Source organism: Burkholderiales bacterium (assembly GCA_035543335.1).
GTDB lineage: Bacteria > Pseudomonadota > Gammaproteobacteria > Burkholderiales > JAHFRG01 > JAHFRG01.
In genome coordinates, this window is the sequence record DASZZH010000006.1 from 23,311 (window position 1) to 41,397 (window position 18,087).

Sequence of the window (18,087 nt, forward strand, 5' to 3'; positions counted from 1 at the left end):
GAGTCGTTGGCGGGAATGTGGCAAACTGCACGCAGTTCAAACTGGATTGCCCGCGTGCAGCCTTACGAACTCCTCATCGGTCTCCGCTACAGCCGCGCCAAGCGGCGCAATCATTTTGTTTCCTTCATTTCGCTGATTTCCATCATCGGCATGGCACTCGGCATCACCGTGCTGATTTCGGTGATGTCGGTGATGAACGGCTTTCAGAAGGAAATCCGCGAACGCATCCTCGGCGTGGTGTCACACGTGCAGGTGAGCGGCGTGAACGGCAAGCTCAACGACTGGCACAAGGTCGCCGCTGAAGCGGGGAAAAACCCGCAAGTCATCGCCAGCGCGCCGTATGTCGCCGAACAGGGCTTGCTTTCGTTCGAACAGGCGGTGAAGGGGACCATCGTGCGCGGCATACTGCCGGAATACGAAAACCAGGTGGTGGATCTGGGCCGGCGCATGAAAACGGGGCGGCTGGATGCGCTGCGCCCAGGGGGATTCGGCATTGTGCTGGGCGTGGATCTGGCCCGCACTCTGGGCGCAACCGTGGGCGACAAAGTGCTGCTGATCGCGCCGCAGGGCCAAGTAACCCCGGCGGGAATTCTGCCGCGCCTCAAGCAGTTTACCGTCGTCGGCATTTTCGAGGTCGGCCACTATGAATACGATGCGGGACTGGCGCTGATTCATCTTGAAGACGCGCAGAAGCTCTACCGCTTCGACGGCAACGTCAGCGGCGTGCGGCTGCGTCTCAAGGATTTGTATGAGGCGCCGCGAGTGGCAAACGAGCTCGCACACACGCTGACGGTGGACGCCTACATCAACGACTGGACGCGCATTAACGCCAACTTTTACCGCGCGGTGCAGATTGAAAAGCGCATGATGTTTTTCGTGGTGATACTGATCGTCGCGGTGGCGGCGTTTAATATCGTCTCCACGCTGGTGATGGCGGTGACCGACAAACAATCGGAAATCGCGATCCTGCGCACCCTCGGCGCAAGCCCGCGCAGCATCATGAAAATCTTCATCGTGCAAGGCACGTTGATTGGTATTCTGGGCACGCTGCTCGGCCTCATCGGCGGCGTGGCTCTGGCGCTTAACATCGACGTGGTGGTGCCGTTCATCGAGAACCTCATCGGCGTCAAATTCCTCGCCAAGGATGTGTACTACATCAGCGAATTGCCGTCCGACGTGGAATTCTGGGACGTGGCGGTGATTGCCGTGGTCTCGTTCGCGCTGTGCCTGCTGGCGACTTTATATCCCAGCTGGCGCGCGGCGCGGAGCAATCCGGCGGAAGCGTTGCGCTATGAATGATGATTCAGGATTTGGGATTCGGGATTCAGGACATGAGTGAAACGGTTTTATCCTGCCGCAATCTGCAGAAGTCTTATTACCAGGGCAAGCTGGAAGTGCCAGTGCTGCTCGGAGTGAATCTCGAAGTCGGCCACGGTGAACGCGTGGCCATCGTCGGTGCCTCCGGCTCGGGCAAAAGCACGCTTTTGCATCTGCTCGGCGGATTGGATGATGCGACTTCCGGCGTAGTGCTGATCAACGGGCAGGATATCCAGCACCTGAGCGACGCGGAGCGCGGCAGGACCCGCAACCAGTCGCTGGGCTTTGTTTACCAGTTTCATCACCTGCTTGCGGAATTCTCCGCGCTGGAAAACGTGGCGATGCCGCTGCTCATCCGTGGCCTGTCCACGGCAGACGCAAGCCGGCGCGCCTCGGAAGTGTTGCAACAAGTGGGCCTGAGCCACCGGCTCAACCATCGTCCGGGTGAGCTATCGGGGGGCGAGCGCCAGCGTGCGGCCGTGGCGCGCGCATTGGTGACCAAGCCTGCATGCGTGCTCGCGGACGAACCGACCGGCAACCTCGACCGGCACAACGCCGAAAGCGTGCTCGAGCTGATGCTCGAGCTTAACCGCAGCCTCGGCACCAGCTTCGTCATTGTCACCCACGACCATGATCTGGCGGCGAAGGCGGAACGCGTCTTGCGGCTGGTGGATGGGGTGCTTGGTTGATGGTTAGGAAAGAGATGAATATCGATCGGTAAACGGGGCTTATGCTTGCGGCATCAAGCGTTTGCGAGTAGAGTTGCGACGGTTTCTATGCGCAAGCGGTTGCCGCCACCGCCGCCGGAACCGAAGGTGTGTGAATGGATCAACAAACCCGTCAAGTTATTAAATTCACCATCGCGCTGGTGTGCTTCATCCTCGCGCTCGCGGGGGTGGTGGGGCTGGCTTACAAGATTTTCAGGCCCGAGGGCTGGCTGGTGCAGGCGGTAAGCCGGGTGTGGGACTTGCAATTGAACTATTCCATCTTGACTATCCCGGTGCTGATCGGCGTGTTCTTGCTGGGCAAAGCATTGTTCTCGGGCGTGCTTGAGAAGAAAAGCAAGTTCGGCAATTTCATGACTTATGCCTTCATGGCGCTCGGCCTGTATTTCATCGTAAGGGTCCTGTTTTTTGACGGTGTGTAAGCGGTATTGCCGTCAATACTCCACCGGAATCGGGTCGAGGCTTCGCCACAAATACCAGGTAGCGACCGAGCGCCACGGTACCCAGTCTTTGGCGATGGCGCGCATCTTGAGTTTGCTCAAAGGCCGGTTTTTGTTGTAGTGCATGCTCATCGCGCGCTGCAAGCCGATATCGTCGAGCGGCAGCACGTCAGGGCGCATCATATAAAAAATCAGAAACATGTCGGCGGTCCAGCGCCCAATGCCTTTTACCTGGATAAGATCGGCGACGAGTTCCTCGTCACTAAGGCGCTCCCAGTTCGCCACATTGAGCGAGCCGTTGATAAGACGATGGGCGAGGTCCTGCAGGCATGACACTTTTTTGCTGGAAAGCCCGCAGTTGCGAAGTGCAGCGTTTTCCACTCCGGTAATATGCTGCGCGCTGATTGCCGGCACCGTGGAGACCAGTTTTTCCCACACCGTTTCCGCCGCCTTCAACGAGATTTGCTGACCGACGATGGAGCGCGCCAGAGTCATGAAAGCATCGCCGCGGCTGCGCATAACAAGGCCGCGGTGAATTTTAATCAGGCGCCTGAGCACGCTGTCGCGTTGCGCGAGCTCCTGGCTTGCCTGTTTCCAATGAGTTGGGGTGGTCATGAGTGAGAAAATCAGTGTGCCGTGCTCCGCCGCATTTTTCTTTTACGCCACTGTAGCATGATGTATGCACGCCATGCCAGTTGGACGGCCACATAGCCCATTGCGGCAAACAGCAGCGCCAGCAGGATAAGCCCTAAAGCCAGTGGCTTGCCCATGGCGGCCGCCCAGTGGATGAGCGCGGATATCCAATCGGTGAGCGGTAAATCCCACAGATTCAGTTCGTGCTGCGGCAGATTGCCGTTATTCTGGCCGATGAAAAATGCCCCGAGCTTGTAGGCCAGAAAGTAAAGCGGCACGATGGTAAACGGATTGGTGTAAAACGTAACGAATACCGCAACCGGCAAGTTGACGCGGAAAATAACGGCGGCCAGCGCCGCGGCGGTGAATTGCACCGGATTGCTGCCGGGGATTAATCCGGTAAACAAGCCCGCCGCCACACCGCCGGCCACCGCATGCCGGTTCAAGTGCCAGAGATTCGGGTGTTGCAAAGCGGAAAAGCGGCCGATAAAGCGGTTTTCCCTGATACTCTCGGCGCTGGGCAGGTATTTTCTGAAAAACTTGGGTAGCACGGCGGCTTCTTGAGATAAATGTCTTTTGCACTTTACCGCAAAGCAATGAGCGCGTGTAGGTGATGCAGGGAACCTCTGATTAAGTCCTACGCGGTTGCGACGGCGTGCAATCCGGGTGCAGAGCGAGGCGTGAGGAACGCCGTTTGGTGGAGGCCAAACCAGTGACGAACAACAACGCTATGCGCACGAAAAGCGCCCCGGACTCGGACTCGCGCAGCGTGGAGCGGGAAGGGGCGCATGCTGCTGCAAGAAACATTGTGAAACGGGGCGCTATTGCTGCCGCTCCCGCACCCCAAGCTTCGCTGACCGTGTCGCGGCAGCCGTCCCTTCGGGTTGCGGCAAAATGCGGCGTCTGCGGCGTTGCGCTCCTCGTGCTTAAGCTACGGCTAGGCACCTTCGTCGCGCGCCTTGCATCCATCCGCATTTTGCCAGCAACGCAATCCGCGGGGGACTTAATCAGAGGTTCCTACAATGCGACTGAATATTCTTTTATTTATCTGCGGCGTCTGGCTGTTGCAAAACCAGGCGCAGTTGCCTGATTGGTCTTGGGCGTGCGGGTTGCCGGTTTTGCTGGTGACCGCTGTTTTCTTTTACTTCAGACAGGGGAACGGGCCACGTTACGCTCGCGCAGTTCTGCTCAACCTGTTTTTTCTCGGCGCCGGTTTTTTCTGGGCGGCGTGGCTGGCGCAGGCCCGGCTTGCCGATGCCTTGCCTGCCGAATGGGAAGGCAAAGACATCCGCTTGAGCGGCGTGGTGGCGAGTCTGCCGCAGGAAAATGAACGCGGCATGCGTTTCGAGCTGGATGTCGAGGAAATACAGACGCAGCAGGCGAAAGTGCCGGCGCATATTTCATTGACCTGGTACCAGGACCGCAGGCAGCCGGGAAAACCTCTGCCGCAACTGCACCCGGGCGAGCGCTGGCAGTTGACGGTGCGCCTGAAGCGCCCGCACGGCAACGCCAATCCGCACGGTTTCGATTACGAAGCGTGGCTTTTAGAGCGCAACATTCGCGCCACCGGCTATGTGCGCGAATTCGCCGGGAATGCGCTGATTGCCGAAAGCGTTGCGCGCCCCTCTTATCTGGTGGAACGCATGCGGGAAGCGGTGCGCGAGCATTTGCGGCAAGAACTGCCGCAGGAACCTTATGCCGGCGTGCTCACGGCGCTGGCCATCGGCGACCAGCAGGCGATTCCGCAATCGCAGTGGAAAATTTTCACGCGCACCGGCGTGAATCACCTGATGAGCATTTCCGGCCTGCATGTAACCATGGTCGCAAGCCTGGTGCTGGGCCTGGCTTACCTGCTGTGGACACTCGTGCCGCGGCTCAGTTTGTGGTTGCCGGCACGCAAGGCGGCGGTGGTGGCTGGTGCGCTTGCCGCATTAGCTTATGCGCTGCTGGCGGGATTTGCGGTGCCGGCGCAGCGCACCGTGTATATGCTTTCAGTGGTGGCGGTGGCATTGTGGTTCGGCAGACAGAGTTCCGCTTCGCTAGCGCTGTGCATCGCGCTGTTTGTCGTGACATTGTTCGACCCCTGGGCGGTGCTGGCGCCGGGATTCTGGCTTTCCTTCGGCGCGGTCGCGGCGATTTTTTTCGTCACCACCGGGCGCGTGGGCCAATCGCATTGGCTTGCCACCTGGGGGCGCGTGCAATGGGCGGTGACGCTGGGGCTCACACCTTTACTGCTCATACTGTTCCAGCAGGTCTCGCTGATTTCGCCGCTCGCCAATGCGGTCGCCATTCCCGTGGTGAGCTTCATCGTGGTGCCGCTGACCTTGTTAGGCAGCCTGCCGCTGCTCGATTTCCTTTTGCCTGCGGCGCATCTCATCATGCAGTGGCTGATGGTTGGGCTTACATGGATGAGCGCGTTGCCCGACGCGGTTTGGCAGCAGCACGCGCCGCCTGCGTGGGCAGCCGTCGCGGGAGTGGCCGGTGTAGTGTGGCTGCTGATGCCGCGCGGTTTTCCCGCGCGCTGGCTGGGCTGCGCCGGCTTGCTGCCGCTGTTTTTGCTCGCGCCTGTCGCGCCGGAGCCGGATGAATTACAGCTTACCGTTCTGGACGTGGGGCAGGGACTGGCGGTAGTGGCGAGAACACGGAACCACGCGCTGCTCTACGACACCGGGCCGGCTTTTTCCTCGGAAACCGACAGCGGCAACCGTATCATCGTGCCTTATTTGCGTGCGGCGGGGATCAAAAGTCTCGACGGTGTCATCGTCACCCACGCCGACAGCGATCACAGCGGCGGCGCGATTTCGGTGCTGGACAGTCTGCCGGTGGACTGGTTCGCTTCGTCTCTTTCGGCGGAGCATCCAATCCAAACTCATGCGCGGCGGTCGCTGACTTGTTACGCCGGGCAAGCGTGGGAATGGGACGGCGTGCGTTTCGACATGCTGCATCCCGAATTATCAAGCTATCAGAACGCAAAACTCAAAACTAATGCGCGCGGCTGTGTGCTGAAAATCACCAGCCGTTACGGCGCCGTGCTGCTGCCCGCGGACATCGAAAAACGCTCTGAAGAGGAGTTGCTCAAGCGTGCCCCGGAACAGCTGCAAGCGGACGTGCTGGTCGCGCCGCATCATGGCAGCAAGACTTCTTCGTCTGAAATTTTTATCGAGAAAGTCAGACCCAAAAACGTGATTTTCACCGTGGGCTACCGCAACTCATTCGGCCACCCGAAACCCGAAGTGGTGGAGCGTTATAAGACACTCGGCGGCAAAATTTACCGCTCCGATTTGGACGGGGCGCTCACGCTGGATTTCGATTCGCGCGGCGTTACGGTACGGCCTTACCGTGCCGAGCGCCGCCGCTACTGGCAATCCTGGCCAAGCGCCGAAGCGGGCGGCGCGGGCGACGCCTTATCCTAGTGGTGATGGCGGAAGCAGCTGACGAGGTTGATTTATCTATTCCGGCCATTATTTAAAACGAACCGGACCGCGCCAGAAGCTATAATCTCATCAAGCGCATTCTTTGGAGAGGGTAATGGGCAAGTTCCGCACCGAGCGTGACACCTTCGGCGAAATTCAGGTGCCGGCGGAAAAGCTATGGGGCGCGCAGACGCAGCGCAGCCTGGAGAATTTCAGGATTTCCGGCGAGCGCATGCCGCTGGACCTTATTCACGCGCTGGCGCTGGTGAAGCGCTGCTGCGCCAAGGTGAATCGCGAGCTTAAGCTGCTCGACGCCAAAAAGGCCGAAGCGATTATCAACGCGGCGGATGAAGTCATCGAAGGCCGCCATGACCAGGAATTTCCGCTGGTGGTGTGGCAGACCGGTTCCGGCACGCAGACCAACATGAACATGAACGAGGTGTTGGCGAACTGCGCCTCGGAATTGCTCGGCGGCGAGCGCGGCGAAAAACGGCTGGTGCATCCCAATGACGACGTGAATAAAGGCCAGTCGTCGAACGATGTGTTTCCCACCACGATGCACATCGCGGCGGCGCAGGCACTGGTCAATCGCCTGATACCGAGCATCCAGAAACTGCGCGATACATTAAATCGGAAAGCGCAAGCGTTCGAGGCCATCGTCAAAATCGGCCGCACGCATTTGCAGGATGCCACACCCTTGACGCTCGGCCAGGAATTTTCCGGCTATGTCTCGCAGCTCGATCACGGCCTGGCGCATGTCGAGGCGGCGCTGCCGCATTTATACGAGTTAGCGCTAGGCGGAACGGCGGTCGGCACCGGTCTTAACGCGCATCCGGAGTTTGCGGTGCGGGTTGCGAATGAACTTGCGCAGGAAGCCGACTTGCCTTTTGTTTCCGCGCCCAACAAGTTCGAGGCGATTGCCGCCAACGATGCGCTGGTGCACGCGCACGGCGCGCTGAAAACGCTCGCTGCGTCACTCATGAAAATCGCCAACGACGTGCGCTGGCTGGCAAGCGGCCCGCGTTCCGGCTTGGGCGAACTCAAAATTCCCGAGAATGAGCCGGGCAGCTCCATCATGCCGGGAAAAGTGAACCCGACACAATCCGAAGCGATGACCATGCTGTGCGCCCAGGTGTTCGGCAACGACGTGGCCATCAATATCGGTGGGGCGTCGGGCAATTTCGAGCTCAACGTGTTCAAGCCGCTCATCATCCACAATTTCCTGCAAAGCGCGCGGCTGCTTGCCGACGGCGCGCAGAGCTTCAACGACAATTGCGCGGCGGGAATTGAAGCCAATCGCGAGCGCATCAATGAACTCATGAACAATTCACTGATGCTGGTCACCGCATTGAATCCGCATATCGGCTACGACAAGGCGGCGAGAATCGCCAAGAAAGCGCACCAGGAAGGAATAAGCTTGCGCGATGCGGCTATCGCGCTCGGTTTTGTCACCGCCAAACAGTTCGACCAGTGGGTGAAACCACAGGACATGGTGGGTAAAAAGTAGCCTAAGTACAATCCTTGCCGCACGGATAGAGACGCATCTAAAGCCGCACTACCCCACGGTGAACGAAGTCGTCAACAAAAGAGATAAACTCATGGCAAACTTATGTTGCAAGACCTGATCTCAATATTTCTGATACCAATAGTACCGTGATTTGGCGTGTCTATAGAGCAGGTCCTTTGAGGTGTATTTGTCCGAAATCTTTTAAAGCTGCACTCGCATAACGTCTTGATTTTGACGTAGGATGACAAAATCATGCTGCATTTGATGCAATTAATTACACCTTTTCGGGTGTCTATATCTAGTTGGGCATCAAAATGAACTGGTTCGCGGCACTCTTGGATCTCTTCGAAAGGATCCCACCACTTTTTTGGGGCGTCGTGGTCGGCTCCTTTTTCTCCCTCGGCGGGGTTGTCTTGACCAACCGCGCCAACGATAGAAGGTTGCGGGCACAGCTCGCCCATGATCGAGATCTCAAGAATCGGGATCGAGAGTTATCCTTACGCAAGGAGGTCTACCTAGCAGCCGCGGAGGCGATCTTTGCGGGGTTTATCTCGGTAACGAAGTTCGCTAATTTGGAGATCGCGCACGACAAAATTACAGAGACATACCTTGAAAAGGCTCCGGCTATAGCGAAGATTCACGTCATCGCACAGGAGGAGACCGCAAGGGCTTTGGCCCGCTTTTCTGGTGAGCTCGGTGCTGTTTATCTGAGGCTTTTTGCGAAACGGGTTCCTTTGGGTTTTCAGAAACAACAACTCACTATGCTCGATCGGCAGATTGTCGGCTTTGCCAATGAACGTGACCGTATGCTCGAGTTGATGAAACAATACAACCTGGAAGGAGCAACGGATCAGCGTCGTTGGAAAGTAATACAGGATAATTTCGACTTCGAACAGAGGCGCGTAGCCGAGTCGAGTAAACAGCGAGAGGCCCTTGCCGCGACGCTGTATGCCACCCAGCTGGAGTACATGAAAGAGTGCATCTCCGAGACGACGAAACTCAGCCGCCTGTTAGTTCCAGTTATCGTCGCTGTCCGGACCGAGCTTGATTTACCCATTGATGAAGCCACGTATCTGCAGATAATTGAGGAAGCAATTGAGAAACAACAAGCCAGTCTCGCCGAGTTTCTACAGCAGGCCCGGGGGTTTATTGCCGCCCAACCGGGCGCTGCAGGGGACGCCGCTAAAGCGGCCCCCTGAGCTAATGCGTTAGCCCTCAGAAAAAACCGGATGGAGTTCCTCCACGGGGAAATTGAAAGGGAGTATACCCGCTGGCTAAAACTTGTCGGCGCAGAGGATCCCTACACATCTCGCTATACGGTTGGGCTTCACGAGGTCCTGCGGGCGCACTTCTTGATCGCGGACTTTTTCATAGAGAGTGATTACGGAATTGGTGGAGTGGGTCCTCGGGATCAAAATCTCCTGCACTCCGCCATTTATCGCCAATTCATAACCTTTGGCGGCAAGGAAAAGTGGCCAGAACCGTACGAAAAATGCGCCACGCTTATGTTTGGACTGGTGAAAGACCATCCTTTTCACGACGCGAACAAGCGCACTGCACTTTTGGTAACTTTGTATCAACTGGACAAGTTGCACCGGATTCCTAAAATAAGACAGAAGGAATTCGAGAATTTTGTGGTCGAAGTTGCCGATAATCGCTTGGCCAAATACGCCAGATATAGGGAACTCTCCCGCGAGGAAGAAGACAGTGAGGTGCTATTCATCGCTGACTTTCTTAAGCGAAATACTCGACAAATTGATGGACGATACTACACAGTCACCTACCATCAGCTCAATCAACTGTTGCGGAAGTATAGCTTTGGCCTTGCTAATCCAAGTGGAAATTTCATTAATGTCGTTCGCGTTGAAACGCGACACAAATATCTTGGGATTGTCGGTCCGGCCGTGACTCGCGAAATACGACTTGCTCAAATAGGCTTTCCTGGTTGGAAACGACAGGTGGGGCGCGGCGCGCTCAAGACTGTTCGCGAAGCGACGGGTCTTACCCAACAACGCGGATATGATTCCGCAGTTTTCTACCAAGACGCGGATCCATTGCATGCCCTTATTGACATGTACTCGGAGCCGCTACGTCGGCTTGCAAATCGATAGCATGAGGGCTAACCCTTGCGTGCAGCCGATGCTCGCGAACGGGCGCGGCTGACGCTAGGTGGTAACAGGGCAGGTCTTGAAATATCAGCATTGATGTAAAAAAGTAAATTGACCGTGGAAAAACTCTGCATCAAATGCGGCTACCAGCGAAAACCCGGCGACACCGCGCTTGAAACTGAATGCCCGCACTGCGGCGCGCCGCTGAACGGCACGTTGGGCGTCTAGGGAGATAGTGCAATGACACAAAGAGATAACCCTGGCGTAATCGCGTTCCCGCCGTTGCTCTACGGCATCGCGTTTGCCGTTGTTCTTGCACTTCATTGGTTCTGGCCGATGCCAATCTTTGGCCGCGCCGTTGCTCTCTGGCCCGGCCTCGCGTTGGTCATGCTTGGCGTTGGGATCGCAATATGGGGAAGAAGAGCGTTGCAGGCGGCAGGTACGAACGTGAATCCCTCGCTCCCCACCACGGCCATTGTCACATCCGGCCCGTTTCGCTTCTCCCGCAATCCCCTCTATATGGCCCTAACGCTCCTCTACTTCGGACTCACCTTGGCCGTCAATACGTGGTGGGGCATTGTCGTGCTAGTCCCGCTTCTCATCCTCATGCATCGCGGGGTTGTCCTGCGCGAGGAGCGCTACCTCGAGCAGAAGTTTGGTGAGACCTATCGGCAGTACTGTTCCACGGTTCGAAGATATCTCTGAATATGCGACTATCAGCGGAAACCAAGCGACACCGCGCCTGAAACGAATGCCCGCGTTGCGGCTTAATCCAGGCTTTAGGTAGCAATACCCTAATGGGCGTAAAATAGCAGCCAACGCGGAGATACCCATGAATTTCACTATTGAGCACGAACGCGAAGACGATGGGCGGTGGCTTGCCGAAGTGCCCGAGCTGCCGGGAGTTCTTGCCTATGGCGCTACACCCCACGAAGCAATGGCGAAGGCCGAGGTGCTTGCGTTGCGGGTTCTCGCCGAGCGGCTTGAGCACAACGAAGCCGGACCCCAACCCATCTCCATCGCCATCACGTCTGCATGACGGCATGGCCTTCGTCGAAGGCCCGGCGTGTAACTCGCCGCGCTGTTTCGGATTGGCTGGACTCTCAAGCGCCAGTCCGGGTCACATAAGACTCTCTCCCGTCCTGGATCGCCGATTTCGTCTTCGCGTTTCACGACGGAGAGGAAATTGGGCCTCGAATGCTCGCCCGCATTGCAAAGTGCACGGGGTTGACACCAGAGGATTTGTGAACGCAGGCGCTTGCCACCCAAGCGTGCCGTCGAAACCGACGCGCCGATCAGCCTCCTTCAGCTTTGGTAGCATCGTGCCGGCGCCCCGCTGACGCTGGTCGTTAGAACTCGGGAGACACAGATGAGTGGGAACTGGAAGGACGTATGAGTGACAGTTCTGTTGAGAGTCGTGCTGAAGAACAGTTGATGCGCGTAGCGCCCATTGTCGGACTCCTCTTCGTTCTCCTGACGGCGGGCTGTGCCGGCGTAAAGCCCGCGGCGCCGGACGCGGGGCCCCAGAGCGGTGCGCCGCAGGGTGGGGCCGAAGCCCTGGCGCCGGTGGTCAGTCCGGCCACGTCGCCGAGCCAGCCGCCTCAGGCCGGTGCGCCGCAGGATGGGGCCGCTGCGGTTGAACCGACGGGTCGTCCGGCCACGCCGTCCACGACCCGTTCCACAGGCCAGAACGTAACCAAGCCCGACTCGCCCGGCGCGAAGACCCCTGCGAAGGTCCCCCCGTCCCCCTTGCCCACCGCGCAGCTCCCGAAGAAGGACAGCATCACTCCAGACCTTGGGAAGCAGAAGGCGTCACCGCCGCTGGACTTGGCATCTCTGGAAAAGCGTCTGAAAGAAACCAAAGCCATCGGCGTATTCACCAAGATCACGCTCAAGAATCAGGTCGATGACCTGCTGAATCAATTCCGGGCATTTTACCAAGGGAGGGTCAAAACCACTCTGGCCGAGCTCCGGCAACCGTATGATCTGCTGCTCCTCAAGGTGCTTTCTCTCCTGCAGGACAGCGACCCATCGTTGGCAGCGGCGATCGTGACCTCGCGCGAAGCGATCTGGAGTATTCTTGCGGATCCGGCAAAGTTCGCAACTATCTAATCTGACGGCAGGAGAAGCTATGAGCAAACGTATGACGGGTTGGGCCCTGATGATTTTGATGGCGACGTTCTTCGCCGTGTCCGCGCTCGCTGCTGATGACGCATCGCTCAGCAAGGATCTGACGGCCGTGATCGCATTGCACGGTTTGCCATGTGGCCAGGTCGTCAGCGTCAAACGGCAAGACGACAACGACTACATTGCATCATGCCAGGACGGGAACCGTTACCGTGTATATGTCAACTCCGAGGGCCGAGTGGTAGCGCAGAAACAATAAGGGCTCTTCGGGAAAGGGCGAGATCTAACTATTCGTTCAACACGTACGCCGGTCGGCGGCACTTCGTGTCCCTCCGCGGGCGCCGGTTAACTCAGTCGTTAGGTCGCCGAAGAAGGAGAAAAAGCGGTCAGGTCTTGAAATATCAGCATTGATGTGTAAAAAAAGTAAATAGTCCGTGGAAAAACTCTGCGTCAAATGCGGCTACCAGCGGAAACCCGGCGACGCCGCGCCTGAAAGCGAATGCCCGCACTGCGGCGCGCCGCTTGGCGCGACGTTAGACCGCGCATGTCGTATGGAGTAATATTAGAGTTCAGATCTTTGGAGCATCACCATGACACAATTGCTTAAGAAAGCGCTAAGCGAAGTCGCCAAGCTTCCCGCGCCCGAACAGGATGTGTTGGCGGCTATCCTATTGGAGGAGCTTGCTTCGGAGCGCCGTTGGTCGGAATCCTTTGCTAAGTCTCAGGATGTACTGGCTAAGCTTTCCGAGGAAGCGCTTGCCGAATACCTGGCCGGGCGCACTCAACCCCTTTAGAGCTGGTGCAGTCGCAAACCACTCAGAAATTCCGTCAACTTCTCGCGGCTGCTCCTGAAGCTGTTCAAGCGAAAGCCCGCACTGCCTATCGCCTCTGGGCAGACAATCCTGGACACCCATCTCTCCGGTTCAAAAAGGTTCACACTACTCTTCCGGTTTATTCGTTCGTATAGACCTGAACTGGCGCGCGGTGGGTGTGCTGTGTGTAGATACGGTTATTTGGTTTTGGATCGGCCCTCACAGTGAATACGAAAAATTGCTCACACAATTTTAGGGCGCTGTCTAATCCATGCCCCTAGAAAAACTCTGCATCAAATGCGGCTACCAGTGGAAAGCCGGTGACGCCGCGCCTGAAACCGAATGCCCGCGCTGCGGCGCGATTTACGCCAAGGTTGAAGCCTCGCTCAAAGCCGCGCCAATCCAGGAACAGGAACGGAAAGAAGAAACGGGTTTCCTGCGCGCCTTCCGCGAGGAAATTGAAACCTGGTGCCGAGGGCGCCTCTGGTATGGGCGAGCGCTGTTTTTGCTGTGGCTCGCCTGGATCGGGATCGAACATCTGCGCGACCCGCTGTATTCCAGCCTGTTCGGCGGCTTGAATCTGGGCATACACGAAGCCGGCCATCTGCTGTTCCGTTTTTTTGGATTCGAGTTTCTGATGGTGGCGGGGGGCACGCTGCTGCAGCTGGCCGCGCCGGTCGGCGCCGCCGTCATGTTCCTGCGCCAGCCGGATTATTTTGCGCTTTCCGTGTGCGGCGCGTGGCTCGCCATCAATTTCTATAATGTCGCGATCTACATGGCTGATGCCCGCGCCATGGAATTGCCCTTGGTCTCGGTCGGCGGCGGGGGCGACGTCATCCACGACTGGCACTACATGCTTTCCACACTTCATCTTCTCGCTTGGGACACTCGCTTTGCCGCATTCACGCGACTCATCGCCTTTTTGGTGATGTGGGGTTCAATTGCCTTCGGCGCGTGGATGCTGTGGAAAATGGCGAAAACCCGACCTCGCAATCCTGCGGTGACCGATGATGCGGTTTGAAGGCGGCACGCCTTTCAGTTAGAATTTATGTTTCTTAGGCGCGTAGCTCAGCTGGTTAGAGCATCACCTTGACATGGTGGGGGTCGTTGGTTCGAGTCCAATCGCGCCTACCAATAACCTCCGGCGTTTACATTTTGATTCCAGGTCGCGGAGATCAACGCATTCACTTGCCACGCTGCCGTTTTCTTCTTAAGTGGCTGTGCAATTTGCTGGTCTCGGTTTGTTGCGCGGCTGTTCCCGCGGTTTTCTTCACGTGGGCAAACTGACGCTCCCGTGTTTAAGTTTTGCGGCATGGTCCTCCTTAAGCAATAAGCCGTCTTGCCGGCTTGGGCGATCGGTCGTTGCAGATCGCGCTCAAGCCGCTTTTTTATCCCCGATTCGCCATGACAATAAATGGAGCGCGAGGCCTACCGTATTCAGAGCGAGTTTCTGGTACACTACGGCGTCTACCAGCCGGTGGGCCTGAGCCTGCAGCCGCAGGCTGCGAAACCCTGGCCCACCATGAATGATCCGTCGCCCCACCGCCCTCCGTTGATAAAACTTTTAACTTGGCGCAACATTGCATTGAAGTAGGCATGTTAGACTAGGAAGCGAACGTGTTTTGCAGAGTTTGAATGCGTTCAATGGCGCAGGCCGTTCGCGGGGCAATCCGCAGGGGCTCTGCAATGTTGATCAACTTTCCAGGAGGTAACAAGAAATGATGAAATCGGTACGTATGGCGCTTTTGGCTGCGATTGTGACGACTTCGTTCATGGGTGTTTCCTATGCGCGCGAGGAGTCTACCGGCCCTGAAGCATGGTGGGGGGCAAGCGGTTATGCCTACCCCGGGAAAGGCATGCGCAGCATGAAGATGATGCACATGATGGATACCAATAAAGATAGCAAGATAAGCAAGGCAGAATTCATGGCCTACTACGAGAAGGTATGGGAAAAGATGGACAAGAAGCATCTCGGTGAAGTCGGCGTAAATGAATGGATTGGCCATTAAGCGCATGAATTAGCCTAACCGGCACGCGGCGGGGCACTTCCCGCCGCTTTTTTTGCGCAACAGCTTTAGACTTTAAAGACCGCTATGAACGGTTGAGCTGAAGCGCTACCGCCGGCGCAGACCTGAGGTAAAAACGCGCAAAACCTGAAGGCGCTCACCGCCGAGTCTGTCTGGTTCGTGGAGAATAACGCCCGAGATTCACAGGCGTAACTTTTCCACGATCATCGACGCACGTTGCTTCGGGCGGGCTGCTCCTGAGTCGCCCTGTATTTTAGGTCAAGTTCGGGGAAATCAGGGGCAATGCTGGGGCAGCGTTTTTGTTAAGCCTATGATACTATTTCTCTCGGCGCACCGTCGGTTCCCCCATTTAGTGGTTCGAATCCAAGCGCGCCTGCCAATTTAGCTGGGAGCATAGCGGCTTTCAGCTTTTACGAGTGCGGCGCGGCCGCACTTTTGTTTTGTGGATTAGCCATGCCCGTTGTGCGTTTACCTGACGGTTCGGAGCGCAAGTTCGATAGGCCCGTGACGGTCGCCGAAGTCGCGGCCAGCATAGGCAGCGGACTGGCGCGCGCCGCGCTCGCCGGAAGAGTGAACGGCAAGCCGGTCGATACCTCGTTTGTAATCGAGAAGGACAGCGAAGTTGCGATTGTCACCGACAAGGATAAAGACGGGCTGGAAATCATCCGCCACTCCACCGCGCATTTGCTCGCGCACGCAGTCAAGGAATTGTTTCCCGATGCGCAAGTGACCATCGGGCCGGTGATTGAAGACGGTTTTTATTACGATTTTTCCTACAAGCGCCCGTTTACCCCGGAAGACCTGCAGGCGATAGAAAAGCGCATGGCGGAAATCGCCAAGCGCGACATTCAAGTCAAGCGCCAGGTCATGCCGCGCGACGCGGCGGTTGAATTTTTCAAAAATCTGGGCGAGCACTACAAGGCGGAAATCATCGCCTCGATTCCCGATGGCGAGCCCATTTCGCTCTACGGGCAGGATAACTTCATCGATCTTTGCCGCGGGCCCCACGTACCTTCCACCGGCAAGCTCAAGGTATTCAAGCTCATGCGGGTGGCGGGTGCCTACTGGCGCGGCGATTCGCGCAATGAAATGCTGCAAAGGATTTACGGCACTGCCTGGACCGAAAAAGAAGAGCAGGACGCTTACCTGCACCGGCTGGAGGAAGCGGAAAAGCGCGACCATCGCAAGTTAGGCAAAGCTCTCGACCTGTTTCACACCCAGGACGAAGCGCCGGGGATGGTGTTCTGGCATCCCAGGGGCTGGGTGATTTACCAGATCATCGAGCAATACATGCGCAGAATATTCCGCGACAACGGCTATCAAGAAGTATGCTGCCCGCAAATTCTCGACCGTAGCCTATGGGAAAAATCCGGACACTGGGAAATGTTCCGCGAGTACATGTTCACCACCGAATCGGAAAAGCGCGTTTACGCGGTAAAGCCGATGAATTGCCCAGGACATGTGCAGATTTTCAACCAGGGGCTGAAGAGCTACCGCGATTTGCCCCTGCGCCTGGCGGAATTCGGTTCCTGCCATCGTAATGAGCCCTCCGGCGCGCTGCATGGGCTGATGCGCGTGCGCGCTTTTACCCAGGACGATGCGCATATTTTCTGCACCGAAGCGCAGATTCAGGACGAGGTCTCGAACTTCATCGATCTGTTGCAGCTGGTGTACGCCGATTTCGGCTTCAACGAAATTCTGGTGAAGCTTTCTATCCGCCCGCCGAAGCGCGTCGGCGCCGAGGAACTGTGGGACAAGGCGGAAAAAGCCTTGGATGCCGCGCTTAACAGCACAAGATTGCGATGGGAACTGCAGCCGGGCGAAGGCGCGTTCTATGGCCCGAAAATTGAGTTTTCGCTCAAGGATTGTTTGGGGCGCGTGTGGCAATGCGGCACCGTGCAGCTTGATTTTTCCATGCCGGCGCGGCTGGGCGCGGAGTACGTGGACGAAAACAGCAGCCGGCAGGTGCCGGTGATGCTGCACCGGGCGGTTCTGGGCTCGATGGAACGCTTTATCGGCATTCTGCTTGAGCACTACGCCGGGGCGCTGCCGCTGTGGCTGGCGCCGGTGCAGCTCATGGTGATGAATATTTCCGAAGGGCAGGCTCAATATGCCCAAAAGGTCGCCGAAGGGCTTAAAAAAGCGGGCTTTCGGGCCGAATGCGACTTGAGAAATGAAAAGATAAGCTATAAAATTCGCGAACATAGTTTGCAAAAGCTGCCCTACCAGGTCATCGTGGGTGACAAGGAAGTGGTGGCGCAAAAGGTTGCCGTGCGTGCCCGATCCGGGCAAGACCTGGGTCAGATGTCTCTGCAGGCGTTCATCGAACGCCTTCAATCCGAGACCTCGCTTAAGGGCGGCGCGGCTTAATTTTTAATTGACTTGGGGGCTGTATCGCTCAGGAAAAAGAGCTGCGAATCAACGGCGAGATTAATGCGCCCGAAGTTCGTCTGATTGGCGCCAAAGGCGAGCAAATTGGCATCGTTAGTATAGCGGCCGCCAATACCATGGCGGAGGAAGCCGAGACCGATCTGGTGGAAATCGCGCCGCTGGCGAAGCCGCCAGTGTGCCGGCTGATGGATTTCGGCAAGTACAAGTACCGCGAAGCCAAGAAAAAACACGAAGCCAAGCTCAAGCAAAAGCAGATCCAGGTCAAGGAAATCAAGTTCCGCCCCGGCACCAGCGAAGGCGATTACCAGATCAAGTTGCGCAACCTCATCCGCTTCCTGGAAGAGGGCGATAAGACCAAGGTGACGCTGCGTTTCCGCGGCCGCGAGATGGCGCACCAGGAATTCGGCATCCGGCTGCTGCAGCGGGTGCAGACGGATCTCGACAGCTACGGGGTGGTCGAGCAGTTTCCCAAGATGGAAGGGCGGCAGATGGTGATGGTGCTGTCGCCGAAGAAGAAGTAGCTTTTACCGCAGAGGCGCAGAGAAATTGCGGATTTAATGCCGGCGTTTTGAATTTTTGAGTTGTTT

General features: G+C 57.2%; 19 protein-coding genes and 1 tRNA gene. 18 read left to right on the forward strand and 2 right to left on the reverse strand.

Going from position 1 to position 18,087, the window contains the following annotated elements:
* The first annotated feature begins 15 nt into the window (after nucleotides 1-15).
* The 3 genes from VHE58_01095 to VHE58_01105 all read left to right on the forward strand — a co-directional run bounded on the left by VHE58_01095 (nucleotide 16) and on the right by VHE58_01105 (nucleotide 2,464).
* Complete coding sequence (locus tag VHE58_01095; protein HVS25900.1) at nucleotides 16-1,299, forward strand: lipoprotein-releasing ABC transporter permease subunit; 1,284 nt, start codon at nucleotides 16-18, stop codon at nucleotides 1,297-1,299.
* Between the two features lie 32 nt (nucleotides 1,300-1,331).
* The gene (gene lolD / locus VHE58_01100; protein HVS25901.1) at nucleotides 1,332-2,006 is read left to right on the forward strand and encodes a lipoprotein-releasing ABC transporter ATP-binding protein LolD; all 675 of its coding nucleotides are present in this window, start codon (nucleotides 1,332-1,334) and stop codon (nucleotides 2,004-2,006) included.
* A gap of 134 nt (nucleotides 2,007-2,140) precedes the next feature.
* Nucleotides 2,141-2,464, forward strand: coding sequence for a hypothetical protein (locus VHE58_01105; GenBank protein HVS25902.1), 324 nt, complete (start codon nucleotides 2,141-2,143; stop codon nucleotides 2,462-2,464).
* Between the two features lie 12 nt (nucleotides 2,465-2,476).
* Here VHE58_01105 and VHE58_01110 read toward each other — a convergent pair whose 3' ends face one another.
* Both VHE58_01110 and VHE58_01115 read right to left on the reverse strand, forming a co-directional pair.
* Nucleotides 2,477-3,097, reverse strand: a complete 621-nt coding sequence (locus VHE58_01110; GenBank protein ID HVS25903.1) for a DNA-3-methyladenine glycosylase 2 family protein — start codon at nucleotides 3,095-3,097, stop codon at nucleotides 2,477-2,479.
* Nucleotides 3,098-3,108: 11 nt separating this feature from the next.
* Nucleotides 3,109-3,666, reverse strand: a complete 558-nt coding sequence (locus tag VHE58_01115; protein HVS25904.1) for a DUF2062 domain-containing protein — start codon at nucleotides 3,664-3,666, stop codon at nucleotides 3,109-3,111.
* 471 nt (nucleotides 3,667-4,137) lie between these two features.
* Here VHE58_01115 and VHE58_01120 point away from each other — a divergent pair, with 471 nt between their 5' ends.
* The 15 genes from VHE58_01120 to infC all read left to right on the forward strand — a co-directional run bounded on the left by VHE58_01120 (nucleotide 4,138) and on the right by infC (nucleotide 18,021).
* Complete coding sequence (locus tag VHE58_01120) at nucleotides 4,138-6,528, forward strand: DNA internalization-related competence protein ComEC/Rec2 (protein HVS25905.1); 2,391 nt, start codon at nucleotides 4,138-4,140, stop codon at nucleotides 6,526-6,528.
* Nucleotides 6,529-6,643: 115 nt separating this feature from the next.
* Nucleotides 6,644-8,035, forward strand: a complete 1,392-nt coding sequence (gene fumC / locus VHE58_01125) for a class II fumarate hydratase (GenBank protein HVS25906.1) — start codon at nucleotides 6,644-6,646, stop codon at nucleotides 8,033-8,035.
* A 314-nt stretch (nucleotides 8,036-8,349) separates the two neighbouring features.
* Complete coding sequence (locus VHE58_01130) at nucleotides 8,350-9,234, forward strand: hypothetical protein (protein ID HVS25907.1); 885 nt, start codon at nucleotides 8,350-8,352, stop codon at nucleotides 9,232-9,234.
* A 30-nt stretch (nucleotides 9,235-9,264) separates the two neighbouring features.
* Complete coding sequence (locus VHE58_01135; GenBank protein ID HVS25908.1) at nucleotides 9,265-10,146, forward strand: Fic family protein; 882 nt, start codon at nucleotides 9,265-9,267, stop codon at nucleotides 10,144-10,146.
* Nucleotides 10,147-10,383: 237 nt separating this feature from the next.
* Nucleotides 10,384-10,848: an isoprenylcysteine carboxylmethyltransferase family protein gene (locus tag VHE58_01140; GenBank protein ID HVS25909.1), complete on the forward strand. Its 465-nt coding sequence runs from the start codon at nucleotides 10,384-10,386 to the stop codon at nucleotides 10,846-10,848.
* Nucleotides 10,849-10,975: 127 nt separating this feature from the next.
* On the forward strand, nucleotides 10,976-11,182 hold the full coding sequence (locus VHE58_01145; GenBank protein HVS25910.1) for a type II toxin-antitoxin system HicB family antitoxin: 207 nt from the start codon (nucleotides 10,976-10,978) through the stop codon (nucleotides 11,180-11,182).
* A gap of 353 nt (nucleotides 11,183-11,535) precedes the next feature.
* Nucleotides 11,536-12,255 carry a hypothetical protein gene (locus tag VHE58_01150; GenBank protein ID HVS25911.1) on the forward strand — a complete coding sequence of 240 codons (720 nt, stop codon included), beginning with the start codon at nucleotides 11,536-11,538 and terminating at the stop codon, nucleotides 12,253-12,255.
* 19 nt (nucleotides 12,256-12,274) lie between these two features.
* Entirely contained in the window at nucleotides 12,275-12,529 is a 255-nt protein-coding gene (locus tag VHE58_01155) for a hypothetical protein (GenBank protein ID HVS25912.1), read from the forward strand.
* A 331-nt stretch (nucleotides 12,530-12,860) separates the two neighbouring features.
* Nucleotides 12,861-13,064 carry a hypothetical protein gene (locus VHE58_01160; protein HVS25913.1) on the forward strand — a complete coding sequence of 68 codons (204 nt, stop codon included), beginning with the start codon at nucleotides 12,861-12,863 and terminating at the stop codon, nucleotides 13,062-13,064.
* A 289-nt stretch (nucleotides 13,065-13,353) separates the two neighbouring features.
* Nucleotides 13,354-14,103, forward strand: coding sequence for a hypothetical protein (locus tag VHE58_01165; GenBank protein HVS25914.1), 750 nt, complete (start codon nucleotides 13,354-13,356; stop codon nucleotides 14,101-14,103).
* Between the two features lie 36 nt (nucleotides 14,104-14,139).
* A tRNA-Val gene (locus tag VHE58_01170) sits at nucleotides 14,140-14,216 on the forward strand.
* A gap of 280 nt (nucleotides 14,217-14,496) precedes the next feature.
* Entirely contained in the window at nucleotides 14,497-14,676 is a 180-nt protein-coding gene (locus tag VHE58_01175; GenBank protein HVS25915.1) for a hypothetical protein, read from the forward strand.
* A gap of 127 nt (nucleotides 14,677-14,803) precedes the next feature.
* Entirely contained in the window at nucleotides 14,804-15,091 is a 288-nt protein-coding gene (locus VHE58_01180) for a hypothetical protein (GenBank protein HVS25916.1), read from the forward strand.
* A 471-nt stretch (nucleotides 15,092-15,562) separates the two neighbouring features.
* Nucleotides 15,563-17,479 (forward strand): threonine--tRNA ligase, encoded by a 1,917-nt coding sequence (gene thrS / locus VHE58_01185; GenBank protein HVS25917.1) that lies wholly within the window; start codon nucleotides 15,563-15,565, stop codon nucleotides 17,477-17,479.
* A 23-nt stretch (nucleotides 17,480-17,502) separates the two neighbouring features.
* Nucleotides 17,503-18,021, forward strand: a complete 519-nt coding sequence (gene infC, locus VHE58_01190) for a translation initiation factor IF-3 (protein HVS25918.1) — start codon at nucleotides 17,503-17,505, stop codon at nucleotides 18,019-18,021.
* Nucleotides 18,022-18,087: the final 66 nt, after the last annotated feature.